General features: G+C 32.0%; 9 protein-coding genes. 6 read left to right on the top strand and 3 right to left on the bottom strand.

All coding sequences use genetic code 11. The annotated features are described in order from the left end of the window. Both GYM72_RS02420 and GYM72_RS02425 read left to right on the top strand, forming a co-directional pair. On the top strand, positions 1 to 771 hold the full coding sequence (locus tag GYM72_RS02420) for an FKBP-type peptidyl-prolyl cis-trans isomerase (protein WP_220264581.1): 771 nt from the start codon (positions 1 to 3) through the stop codon (positions 769 to 771). A gap of 117 nt (positions 772 to 888) precedes the next feature. Further along, positions 889 to 2,019: a DegT/DnrJ/EryC1/StrS aminotransferase family protein gene (locus tag GYM72_RS02425; RefSeq protein WP_220264582.1), complete on the top strand. Its 1,131-nt coding sequence runs from the start codon at positions 889 to 891 to the stop codon at positions 2,017 to 2,019. A gap of 74 nt (positions 2,020 to 2,093) precedes the next feature. On the opposite strand, the gene GYM72_RS02430 is transcribed toward GYM72_RS02425, so the two are convergent. Then, the gene (locus GYM72_RS02430) at positions 2,094 to 3,464 is read right to left on the bottom strand and encodes a hydroxymethylglutaryl-CoA synthase family protein (protein WP_220264583.1); all 1,371 of its coding nucleotides are present in this window, start codon (positions 3,462 to 3,464) and stop codon (positions 2,094 to 2,096) included. Between the two features lie 373 nt (positions 3,465 to 3,837). Between GYM72_RS02430 and GYM72_RS02435 the strand changes: the two genes are divergently transcribed. Further along, positions 3,838 to 5,034, top strand: coding sequence for an aspartate aminotransferase family protein (locus GYM72_RS02435; protein ID WP_220264584.1), 1,197 nt, complete (start codon positions 3,838 to 3,840; stop codon positions 5,032 to 5,034). Between the two features lie 112 nt (positions 5,035 to 5,146). Continuing rightward, complete coding sequence (deoD, locus tag GYM72_RS02440; protein ID WP_220264585.1) at positions 5,147 to 5,863, top strand: purine-nucleoside phosphorylase; 717 nt, start codon at positions 5,147 to 5,149, stop codon at positions 5,861 to 5,863. Positions 5,864 to 5,924: 61 nt separating this feature from the next. Here deoD and GYM72_RS02445 read toward each other — a convergent pair whose 3' ends face one another. Then, on the bottom strand, positions 5,925 to 7,244 hold the full coding sequence (locus GYM72_RS02445) for a M28 family metallopeptidase (protein ID WP_220264586.1): 1,320 nt from the start codon (positions 7,242 to 7,244) through the stop codon (positions 5,925 to 5,927). Then, entirely contained in the window at positions 7,231 to 7,692 is a 462-nt protein-coding gene (locus GYM72_RS02450) for an energy transducer TonB (RefSeq protein WP_160568301.1), read from the bottom strand. Before GYM72_RS02450 ends, GYM72_RS02445 begins: the two co-directional genes overlap by 14 nt. Before the next feature lie 452 nt (positions 7,693 to 8,144). On the opposite strand from GYM72_RS02450, the gene GYM72_RS02455 reads away from it, so the two are divergent. Then, on the top strand, positions 8,145 to 9,818 hold the full coding sequence (locus tag GYM72_RS02455) for a M23 family metallopeptidase (RefSeq protein ID WP_220264587.1): 1,674 nt from the start codon (positions 8,145 to 8,147) through the stop codon (positions 9,816 to 9,818). Next, positions 9,805 to 12,231 carry a TonB-dependent receptor gene (locus GYM72_RS02460; RefSeq protein ID WP_255571538.1) on the top strand — a complete coding sequence of 809 codons (2,427 nt, stop codon included), beginning with the start codon at positions 9,805 to 9,807 and terminating at the stop codon, positions 12,229 to 12,231. Before GYM72_RS02455 ends, GYM72_RS02460 begins: the two co-directional genes overlap by 14 nt. Positions 12,232 to 12,346 lie beyond the last annotated feature (115 nt).

Raw genomic sequence — 12,346 nt, forward strand, 5'->3', positions numbered from 1 at the left:
ATGATAAAGAAAACAATTTTACTAGCATTAGCAGGTATCAGCCTTGTTGCGTGTAATAAGGAAGAACAAAAAGTTACGAAATTAAATACCGAAGATGAAAAAGCAGCCTATGCAATTGGCTTAGATCTTGCTCGTGGCTTTAAAATTCAAGGATATGATAAAGATTTAAATGTAAATATTATTAAACAAGCCATGGAAGACAAATTTGAGGATAAACAATTATTATTCTCTGAAGATTCCATACAATCTTTTATGGCTATTTATATTCCTAAACATTTGGAAAAAATTGCCAAAAGAAATGCAGAAGAAAGTAAAAAATTCTTAGAAGAAAATAAAAAGAAAGAAGGCGTTAAAACAACTACTTCAGGGCTACAATATAAAGTTGAAAAAGAAGGAAACGGAGCAAAGCCAACCGATGAAGATATAGTGTCCGTAAATTATGTATTGAAAACAATCGATGGCTCTGTGATTGAAGATTCTAGAAAACAAACCGAAGGTAAACCTGTTGATATTCCTTTAGCAAGAGTGGTACCCGGATGGAAAGAAGGGGTTAAATTGATGTCTAAAGGAGCCAAATACATATTGTATGTACCTTCAGACTTAGCCTATGGGGAAAATGGCCCTGCAGGTCCTAATCAAGCTCTAATATTTGAAGTGGAATTGGTTGATTTTAAACCAATACCTAAAGATGTAAAAAATGAAGCACCTATGCAGATTTCACCTCAACAAATAGATAAAATAAAAGAACAAAACCAACAGGAACAAAAGTAAATTACTCTTATAAAATAGTAGACGAGGTAGAAAACTCTTATTTTTAATAAGAGTTTTTCTTTTTATAGAAGCGGCATTACAAATTCATTTAGTAAATTTGTGTTCAAAATTTTACATATGAAGAAAATTCAAATGGTGGATTTAATCAACCAATACCAGCATATAAAACCTACTGTAGATAAAGGATTTGAAGAAGTATTAAACACCGCTTCTTTTATCAATGGACCGCAAGTCAATTCATTTGCTCAAAATTTAGAAAAATATTTAGATGTAAAACATGTTATTCCATGCGGTAATGGTACAGAAGCATTACAAATAGCTCTAATGGCTCTGAATCTACAACCCGGTGATGAAGTCATAACCGCTGATTTTACTTTTGCAGCAACCGTGGAAGTAATTAGCTTGTTAAAGCTAAATTCTGTTTTAGTAGATGTAGATTATGATACTTTTACTATAAGTCCGGATGCCATAAGAAAAGCCATTACACCTAAAACAAAAGCTATTATTCCTGTGCATTTATTTGGGCAATGTGCAAATATGGAAGAAATTATACAAATTGCAAATGAACACAATTTATATGTTATTGAAGATAATGCCCAAGCTATAGGTTCAGAATATACATTTAGAAACGGAACTCGTAAAAAATCAGGAACAATGGGGATTATAGGAACCACTTCCTTTTTTCCTTCTAAAAATTTAGGTTGTTACGGCGACGGAGGTGCCCTTTTTACAGATAATGATGAATTAGCACATAAAATACGCGGAATTGTTAATCATGGAATGTACAAAAGATATTACCATGATGAAATTGGGGTAAATTCACGATTGGATAGTTTACAGGCAGTGGTCTTGAATGCAAAATTACCTTTATTGGATTCCTATAATGAAAAGAGAAGAAAGGCTGCTGACTATTACGATCAAGCTTTTTCCAATCATCCTAATTTAGTTATTCCTGTAAGAATGGAAAATTATTCCACCCATGTGTTTCATCAATACACGTTAAAAGTGATTAATTCAGATAGAGATGCTTTACAAAAATATCTTTCAGAAAGAGAAGTTCCTGCAATGATATACTATCCTGTACCTTTAAGAAAACAAAAAGCTTACGATAACGGAAATTATAAAGATGAAGATTTTCCGGCAACCAATAAGCTAATCAATGAAGTAATTTCTTTACCTATGCATACGGAATTGCAAGATGATCAGCTAAACTACATTACGGAAACGGTCTTAAGTTTTTTTAAATAAAAAACGGTAAAGATCCTAAAAATAAAAAAAGCCTGAGAATATTCTCAGGCTTTTATATTATATTAAATAATTTTTTATTGTTTAAACTTATAATATCTGGCACCCAGTAATACAGGATTTTCATGTTCAATACTTTCCAACATATATTCATTTTTAGGAGCAAGTACAGATGTTTTTAATTCTTTTTTATATAAAGCATGATAAGTATCCATATCAATAGCCTTAGTTTGTTCTAATGTTTCAAACAAGTGAAGCTTTTCAGATTGAGTTTTCCATTCCTTTTCAATCACACCTTCAAACGCCTTCGATTTTGAACCGCTACCATAGGCTAAAAAGCCAAACTTTTCTCCGATAATTTCAGAATTGTTTTTTACATAATAATACAAGGTAGATAATAATCCCATAAAAATTGATCCGGTATACATATTTCCAATATTGGAAGAAGCAACTTCGGCAGGAGCAAACTTTTCTTGAACAAAAGATTTATATTCCGGAGTTTTACTTATTTCCTTGAGTTTATCAGTATATTCCTTTTCTTGAGTAGGTAAAGATTCTTTTAAATCGGAATCTAAGGCATATATTTCAGAAAACATTCTTCTCCCTTGAAAAGAATAAGGAGAATGCACAATTATATTTTTCCACTGTTGATAAAGAGTGGTTTCAATACCTAATAATTTTTTAAGATGAAAATAGGCACCCTTTAGTCTATTCTGATAACATGTATTCGAATATTGACCGTCAAAAATAGGTTGTTCCTTAAAAAGATTGATTTCGTCTTCTTCTATTCCGAACCAAATCGGATTATTATCTTTTTCAGTGACTTCTTTTTTAGATAAGCTTCTTTTAGGCTTAAAAAAGTCAAAAACCCCTTTTGTACTAATTCCAATTTTATTTTTGATAGAAATGATTCTTGGATTTGCAGACAATAATAAAGCTACAGCACCTGCTCCTTGTGTATATTCTCCGGTAGAATTCAGGTCATATTTTGCATAATCCGTGCCGATGACTATTGCTTTTTTATCAGGATTTACTCTAATATAATCTAATGAATTATGTAGGGTATCTACCCCTCCAATACAGGCAAAAGTAAGGTCTACCACATCGCAATGCTCAAAAGAACCTTCCCCATAAAGATCTTCCATTAGGGATACCAGAAAAGAGCCGATAGGTTTGGAAGAATCAATACCGCTTTCAGTACCTATATAAATTCGGCTAATTTCTTCCGGGCGCAATCCTTCTTGCTTCAATAACTTTTTTAGAGCGTTAGCGGCAAAAACTATTACGTCTTGATGAACATCAGGAAGCGACATTTTAAGTAAACCTAAACCCTTTTCAAGCTTTGCAGGTTCAATGTCCCTAGCAATTGCTAATTCTTTTATAGGTAAATATATTTTCGGGATATCAAAAGAAAACGCGTCAATACCCACTTTTACATCATAATTCATAATATCAATAAATTCTTCACAAAAGTAGTAAAAACAAATGTATTTTAGGTTGGTATAAAGTTTTATCAAAAGGAAAAGTAACGAGTGTTTATACTGTTTAAGTTGAAAAATTTAAATTTATAAATCTTAAATATTTTCATAAAGTACCTATACAGAATAATTTATTTAAAGCTATAATTAAATATCTTAAAAATATTGTATAAGAAAAGATATACAAAAAAAATAAAGTTGAATTGTCTTTATGATATTTATCATATAATTATAATCCAATATAACAATAATAAAAATAATTTTTTAAGAAATAATTATTAAAAAATTACCATATATAAGCTGCAATATATTCCGTATTTTTGCCTGTAAAAATCATTGAGAAATGGGTAAATTACAAGAGGATTTTTTTAAATATCAAGCAAAAACAACTTTTTATGCCTCAGGTTTTGAAGTAGACAAAGCTGTAGGAAATTATATATACGGAAAAGATGGAAAGGCATATCTGGACTTTGTAGCGGGAGTTTCGGCAAATACTTTAGGTCATTCCCACCCGAAAGTTATTCAAGCGATTAAAGATCAGGCGGATAAATACTTACACGTAATGGTATATGGAGAATATGCCATGGAAAAGCCGGTGCAGATATGTAAAATGTTATCGGAAAATTTACCGGATCCGCTACACACAACCTATTTGGTCAATTCAGGAACGGAAGCCATAGAAGCATCCATGAAGTTAGCTAAACGGTATACAGGCAGGCAAGAAATCATATCGTTTATTGATGCTTATCACGGAAACTCGCAAGGTTCCTTGAGTTTAGCAGGTAGGGATACTAATAAAAAGCCTTTTGAGCCTTTATTGCCTCAAATTAATTTTATACGCTTTAATAAAGAAGAAGATTTAGCTAAAATAACCGAAAAAACAGCGGGAGTAGTAGTTGAAACCATTCAAGGGGCGGCAGGATTTATAACCCCTGAAAATAATTATTTGAAAAAATTAAAAAACAGATGTGAAGAAGTCGGAGCATTACTAATATTAGACGAGATACAGCCCGGATTTGGTAGAACAGGTAAGTTATTTGCTTTTCAGTGGTACGATCTGGTTCCCGACATCTTGGCCATGGGGAAAGGTATGGCCGGAGGAATTCCGATAGGAGCCTTTATGGCTTCTGCTGAAACGATGGATACTTTAGCAGATCATCCTAAACTAGGCCATGTAACCACTTTCGGCGGTAATCCTATTCCGGCTGCAGCAGCTTGTGCGGTTATGGAAGAATTATTGACAACCGATTTGATGGATCAAGTTCACAGCAAAGAAAAATTATACAGAGAAAAATTAAAACATAAGGAAATTCTCTCCATTAACGGAAGAGGTCTAATGTTGGCTGTGCAACTGAGATCACCTGAATTTAGCTTAAAAGTTGCTGAAAGATGTATGCTTAAAGGATTAATCGTTTTTTGGCAATTATACAGAAATGAATTCTTACGAATTTCGCCTCCATTAACCATTACTCCGGAAGAGATTATTAAAGGATGTGATATTATTTTAGAATCCATCGATGAAGTAGCTAAAGAATTTTAAATTGTACTAAGTTCTAAACGAATAATAATTCAAGTTTTAATTAAACAAATAACTAATCAAGTAAAGATAGTATTCTTATCTTTACTTCACAAAAAAACTAAAATTAAATAATATGGCAACTGCACACATTCAGGCAGAATACGGAGAAATTGCAAAAACAGTATTGATGCCTGGAGATCCCTTAAGGGCTAAATATATAGTGGATAAATATTTAGAAAATCCAATACAATTTAATTCTGTCAGGAACATGTTTGGATATACCGGTCTTTATAAAGGAAAAAAAATATCTATTATGGGATCCGGTATGGGAATGCCAAGTATAGGTATCTATTCTTATGAGCTATTCTCTCAGTACGGAGTTGACACTATTATACGAATTGGTTCAGCAGGTTCGTATGTTGAAGACATTAAAATATATGACGTAGTATTAGGAAATAGCGCATATAGTGAATCCTCTTATGCAAAAGTTCAGTCAGGATACGACAAAGATAAAACCTATCCGTCAGAAGAATTAAATGTATTTATTGCAAAGAAAGCAATTGAATTGAAAATCTCAATTCATGAAGCTTGTATACATTCCAGTGATGTTTTTTATGTAGAAGGAGGAACAGATTATAAAAAATTAATTCAAGATCATGGTTGCGGTTGCGTAGAAATGGAGAGTTTTGCTCTATTCCATAATGCCCAAGTTTTAGGTAAGAATGCAGCTTGTTTATTGACCATCTCTGATTCATTCATTACAAAAGAAAATATATCAGCACAGGAGAGACAATCCTCTTTTGATACGATGATGGTTCTAGCTTTGGAATCAGCTATCGGTTTTCAATAAAAATTCATGATAAATAAAGTTAAAGGCAAGTAATTTTTACTTGCCTTTTTTTATGAATATATTATAATACATTTATAAATTTAGATAGTAGGGCCACCAACTTATCGAAGGCATACAGAGAAACTTCTGAATCGTATATATCATGATATCCGCTTTTTCCCCCTAAAGTATAAATATAAAAAGAAGGAACTCCTTTTTCATAAAAAGGGCAATGATCGCTATTACAGACACTTCCTCTGATTTTAACCTGTTTTAAATAATTATACATGTAACTTATATTGTCAAGCTTAGTAAATTGCTTAAAATACTCTTTACCGTTTACAACTTGAATTCCATCTTCTCCCGTACCTACCATATCAAAATTTATTAAAAATTTAATTTTCTTTAGATCGAACAAAGGATAATCTACAAAATATTGAGAACCTTTTAATCCTGCCTCTTCTCCAGCAAAAGCGATAAATACTATATCAAAATTGGGTTTATTTTTTTCAAAAACTTTAGCCATTGAAAGTAGCAGAGCAACACCACTGGCATTATCATTTGCACCGGGAAATATAACGTCATTAATTTTACCCAGATGATCATAATGAGCAGTTAATACAATAAGGCTGTCTGAACGTTTGCCTTTTATATAACCTACTACATTATTAGCTTCAAAATTAGGTTCAAAATGAGTTTTTATATCTAAAGTAATGGATGAGATAGTATCAGGTACGGATTGATTATTAATAAATAAATTAACGGTTTTAGTCTGTTTAGGACTTAAAGAATGTATAAATTTTGATGAAGTTTGCTGTATTACCAATGGAATTGAAATATCCCAAACTTCATTGCAAATAAGTTGCGGAATCTCACGATATAATTGATTTGCCGATTCCTCCTGTAAAATCAGGTTATCCGGGAAACTTTTATTCGGAAAAACCACTGAACGGGTATTTATTTTTTCCAATTCTTTATCAATATAAGAACGGTCATTCCACTCAAATAAGCTGTCAATTACCCCCGTATTAAATACAACGGGAGAAAATGTTCCCTTTAAAGATGGCGAACCGGCACCAACCAAATAATCTGAACCTAATTTCAGTTCTTTGCCATTTACAGAAACAAAACTTTTGTCTATGATATTAATTGGATAAGAAAAGGATTGGAAATATGAATTATGAATTTTAGATAAACCAATTTTTTCAAATTGTGCAGCAATTTCTTCCGATGTTTTTTTCATTCCGTCTTCAACATAGCCTCGACCGGCAAATTCGGAAGAAGTTAGTTTTTTTATCACTTGTTCCGCATATACTTTAGGCGTTTGCGCTACGGATAAATTAAATAAAAAAATAATTAAAACAATACAACTTTTTGAAATCAGCTTGTTAGTTATGGGCATCTTGAATATAAGGTTTTGATTGATTGGATGGTATTTTAAAATTAACTCGTAAAGTATAATAAGACCGAACATGCTTTTTATTTAATATGGCCGAATTCCATCTGGCTTGTGTTTTCTTTAAAACACGAATAATTTCGTCGGCACATCCGTATCCTATATCTTTTAAAATTTCAAAATTAGTAATTGTACCGTTTTTTTCAATAACAAATTTCACAATCACTTTTCCTTGAATATGGTTGTTAATGGCTTTAACAGGATATTCAAGATTAGAAGATAAAATTTTGAGTAATTGCTTTCGTCCTCCTTCATATTCCCCTTTTATTTGGACCTGATACGGTTCATAAATGTTACTTTTAGGTAACGATGGTTTTTCTTGAGCAAAAAGAGTATTATAAAATAAAATAATGACAATAAATGATAGAAACGTGTGAATGTTTTTTTTTAACATAAAAAGTGGTTTTGTTAAAATTTAAACGTATTAAATATTTATACGAGGTAAATTGGCAATAATTTTTCAAATATACGGGATAATTTTTTTTAGGTTTAAATAATTTCAAAATTTAAATTCAATCGGTGGAGAGATTTTTTGTTAACTTCTGGATCATAGGTTCATTTAGATGGATAAGCCTGACTTTTTTTATCCTTAATTTATAATGAATTTAAATAATATTTTACTATAGAATTCATTATTCATTGAATGAAATTCAATATCTGACCAATGACTTTGTCACTAAAGACAGAATAAACTAGTAAGCAGACAACTATTCATTACCAATTTAAACACCATAAATAAAATTTAACTTAATTAAGTGTTAAAAGAATCTAAATAAAAATGAAATTCTTATTTTTGAGAAAGATTACTATATCATAATACATAAAGATGATTATTTAAAATTTCCCATGAAAAAAATAGCAGTAACAGCAGCCCTACTATTCACGCTCTTATCCCATTCACAAAATTATCCTAAAAATTTTGCATCCCCTTTAACTATCCCTATTTATTTATCTGCTAATTATGGAGAACTACGAAAAAACCATTTTCATTCCGGATTAGATATGAAAACCCAACAGAGAACAGGCTTATCTGTGTTGGCTTCTCAAGATGGTTATATTTCTAGAATTAATATTTCACCCTATGGATATGGTAAAGCAATTTATATAGATCATCCCAATGGATACACAACCGTGTATGGTCATTTAAGCGAATTGAAAGGAGCCATTGAAGAAAGAGCACGTAAAGAACAATATAAAAATAAAAGTTTTACAGTTGATTTTTATTTGAAGCCGGGAGAACTTCCGGTTAAAAAAGGAGAAATTATTGCACTTTCAGGAAACACCGGAGGATCCGGGGGGCCTCATTTACATTTTGAAGTTAGAGATACCAAAACAGAAGAAATATTAAATCCGTTTTTATTCGGATACGATGTTAAAGATCAAATAAAACCTTTACTAAGAGGCACCTGGATTTATCCCGTAAAAGGACAGGTAAACGGTAGCAATTCTAAAATTATAGCGTCTGAAGGTGGAAGTTATAATGTATCAGGAGAAATTGGTTTCGGTGTAAAAGCATACGATCAACAGAGCGGATCTCAAAATTTAAACGGAGTTTATTTTATTAAAACTTGGGTTAACGGTCAGATTCTATCCATATTTCAGGCGGATAAGCATTCTTTTAGTGAAACCCGTTCTATTAATGCTTCCGTGGACTATCCCGAATTATTGGCTAACAACAGTTGGATATATCGTACTTATTTATTACCGGGTAATTCTTTGCAGATGTATGAACAAAAGGTTAATCGAGGAATTTTAAAAGTAGAAGCAGGAAAAACGTATCAAGTTAAAATAGAAGTGGGAGACTATGCCGGTAATGTTACCGCACGAAGTTTCACCATGAATGGTATTGCTTATAAAAATACAAATGATGCAGAAAAAATAAAATCAGGAAATGAACTTTTAAACGTAAATTTTAAAAATCCATATTCATTTAAACAGGACGGATTGTTTGTAAACTTTGAAAAAGGATCTTTTTATGAAGATTTCATTTTTAATTATAAAAAAATCGGAAGTAATCAATACCAAGTGCATCAATCATCAGTTCCTATTCACAAAAAATATGAAATCACTATAACACCCGATTGGAGCAATTTGGATAAATCTAAAGCAGATAAATATGTTATTATCAGAGAATCTAATTTCGGTCCATTAAAAAAAGAATATTTAGATACCTCTTATGAAAACGGAAAATATAAAGCAACTCCTAAAGATTTTGGAAAATTCTATCTGGCACTAGATGAATCAATACCTACTATTAGCTGTCCGATGCTCACAAAATCAAAAAAAATAGGAAATAAATTATCATTTAAAATTAAAGACACAGGATCGGGAATTAAAACCTTTGATGTTTTTATCGATGGAAAATGGGTACTTGCTGAATATGAATATAAGCAAAACAGCCTTTTTATTTCTAACTTAGAAAAAGAAGGAATTCGATCAGGTAAGCATCAAGTTGAGATAATAGTTACCGATAAAGTAAATAATAAAAAGATATATACGAGCGACTTTGAAAAATTATAAAATTCTAACATTTCTAGTCTTATGGACGATCTCCTATAGTGTATGGGGGCAGACCATAACTATTTCGGGTAAAATACAAGATAATCACGGTAAACCAATATCCGAAGCTAAGATTTATGCAAATCCGGAACCATTTTCCATATCTGATAATAATGGAAATTATGGATTACAAGTACCGTCCCATACTACTATAACTTTAACCGTTGAACATAAGGGGTACTTATCAGATACAAAAACTTTTATAACGTCTGATCAAGATATCAAGATGGATTTTAATCTTATGCTCGATAAAGAAAAAGAAATTCCTGAAGTTGTGTTTAAAGGAACTCGAAAAAAAACGGCTGATATAACTATGCAGCAGATTGATGTACACAATCTTGATAATACACCTACTCTTTCCGGAGGAGTAGAAGAAATTTTAAATACGGTTTTTGTAAGTACGGCCAGTGAGTTAAGTTCACTTTATAGAGTTAGAGGTGGAAATTACGATGAAAATTTAGTCTATATAAATGGAGTAGAAATATATAAGCCCTTAACCGTGCGAAGCGGACAACAAGAAGGAATGAGCATCATTAATCCGGATATGGTTTCTTCCATTAATTTTTCTGCCGGAGGATTTGAGTCTCGATACGGAGATAAAATGTCGAGCGTGTTGGATATTCAATACAGGAAACCTCGAAAATTTGAATCTAGTCTGGAAGCAAGTTTATTAGGGGGCGGAGCAACTGTTGGGTATGCAGACAAAAAAAATAAATTTTCGGGAATTGTAGGTGCAAGATATAGAAATACGGATCTTATTTTAAATACTTTTGATGGAGATACGGATTTCAATCCGCAATATTTTGATGTACAAAGTTATCTTCAGTATACCTGGACTCCTCAATGGAAATTGTCATTTTTAGGTAATTATGCTTCCAATGATTATACAATGGAACCCAAAAATAGAGAAGTAGAATTTGGAACTTTACAACAGCCTATCAAGCTAAATGTTGCCTATAATGGGAATGAAAAAGATAAATATAGAACGGCTAACGGGACGATCTCTTTAGAATTTAAACCTTCAAATAAACTAGCCTTTAATTTAGATGGATATGCTTTTCATTCTAAAGAACAGGAATATTTTGATATTTCAGCCGGATATAGGTTACAAGAAGCAGATCAGGATACAGGCGATTTGTTGCCTTCCTTCAATTCAGGAGGACAAATAAATCACGGGAGAAATAATTTGGATATGTTGGTATTAGGTACACAATTGAAGGCTAAATATAATTTAAACGTGAATTCAGCATTTGAAGCGGGTTTTCAATACCAACATGAAGATATAAGAAACCTTAAAAACGAATGGCAGCTCATTGATTCGGCAGGATATGTCATACCAAGACCTTTAGTACCGCCGGGAAATTTAGATGAATCCGATTTGATTTTAATAAATCATATCTCAGCTAATAATAAGTTAAAATCCAATCGAGTTAATGGATACTTGCAATATTCAACTAAATTCATGTGGAATACCACTCGTGTATTAATTAATGGAGGAGTTCGAGCAACCCATTGGGATTTTAATGGAGAAACCAATGTGAGTCCTCGAGCACAAATTGCTTTAAAGCCGGATTGGAAGATAGATATGCTTTTTCGTTTTGCTACGGGTTTCTACTATCAACCCCCTTTTTATAAAGAAGCTTTACGGTTAGACGGTACGCTTAATGATAAAATTAAATCGCAACGTTCCATACATTTTATTTTAGGTAATGACTTTGAGTTTAAAATGCTCAACAAACATCCATTTAAATTAACAACGGAAATTTATTACAAGAAATTAGATGATTTAATACCCTATTTTGTAGATAATGTCAGGATAATTTATACCGGAGAAAATAATTCCAAAGGGTATGCCTATGGAATAGATGCCCGATTGAATGGTGAATTTGTAGAGGGTGCCGAATCGTGGTTATCGGTTTCTTACGGGAAAACCGAAGAGAATATTGACGGAAGAGGTTATATACCGCGTCCGACAGATCCGAGATTTAAAATTGGATTATTTTTTCAGGATTATATGAAGAAATATCCCCGATTTAAAGCCAATGTAAATTTAGTCTACGCTTCCGGTCTTCCCAACGGAGCCCCTTTATATTCAGATCCGTATAACTATCAAACCACCTTATCGGATTATAAACGAGCCGATGTTGGCTTGACTTATGTTTTTGTGGATCAAAAAAAGAATAAAGCTCGTATCGGTACCGCTTGGGATAAGTTTAAGGAGTTATCGTTGGGGTTAGAAATATTTAATGTTTTTGATGTCAGAAATACGGTCAGTAATGATTGGATCAGAGATGTCAATTCAACTTCTTATTATGCTGTGCCTAATAAACTTACGGGAAGGTTTTTTAATGTAAAATTAAATGTAAAATTATAGCCTAGAATATCCTAATCAGGAAACGTATGATCTGTTGCTATTTTAGGTACTAAGTTAAACAAGTTATAATGTTGAATTATTATTATACGATTATTGATATAAAATATATATATTT

Source organism: Apibacter sp. ESL0404 (assembly GCF_019469245.1).
Taxonomy (GTDB): domain Bacteria; phylum Bacteroidota; class Bacteroidia; order Flavobacteriales; family Weeksellaceae; genus Apibacter.

Coding starts and splice junctions, on each gene's coding strand:
- GYM72_RS02445 (WP_220264586.1), bottom strand. CDS start 7,244: ATGCCCATAACTAACAAGCTGATTTCAAAAAGTTGTATTGTTTTAATT.
- GYM72_RS02430 (WP_220264583.1), bottom strand. CDS start 3,464: ATGAATTATGATGTAAAAGTGGGTATTGACGCGTTTTCTTTTGATATC.
- GYM72_RS02455 (WP_220264587.1), top strand. CDS start 8,145: ATGAAAAAAATAGCAGTAACAGCAGCCCTACTATTCACGCTCTTATCC.
- GYM72_RS02420 (WP_220264581.1), top strand. CDS start 1: ATGATAAAGAAAACAATTTTACTAGCATTAGCAGGTATCAGCCTTGTT.
- GYM72_RS02450 (WP_160568301.1), bottom strand. CDS start 7,692: ATGTTAAAAAAAAACATTCACACGTTTCTATCATTTATTGTCATTATT.
- GYM72_RS02435 (WP_220264584.1), top strand. CDS start 3,838: ATGGGTAAATTACAAGAGGATTTTTTTAAATATCAAGCAAAAACAACT.
- deoD (WP_220264585.1), top strand. CDS start 5,147: ATGGCAACTGCACACATTCAGGCAGAATACGGAGAAATTGCAAAAACA.
- GYM72_RS02425 (WP_220264582.1), top strand. CDS start 889: ATGAAGAAAATTCAAATGGTGGATTTAATCAACCAATACCAGCATATA.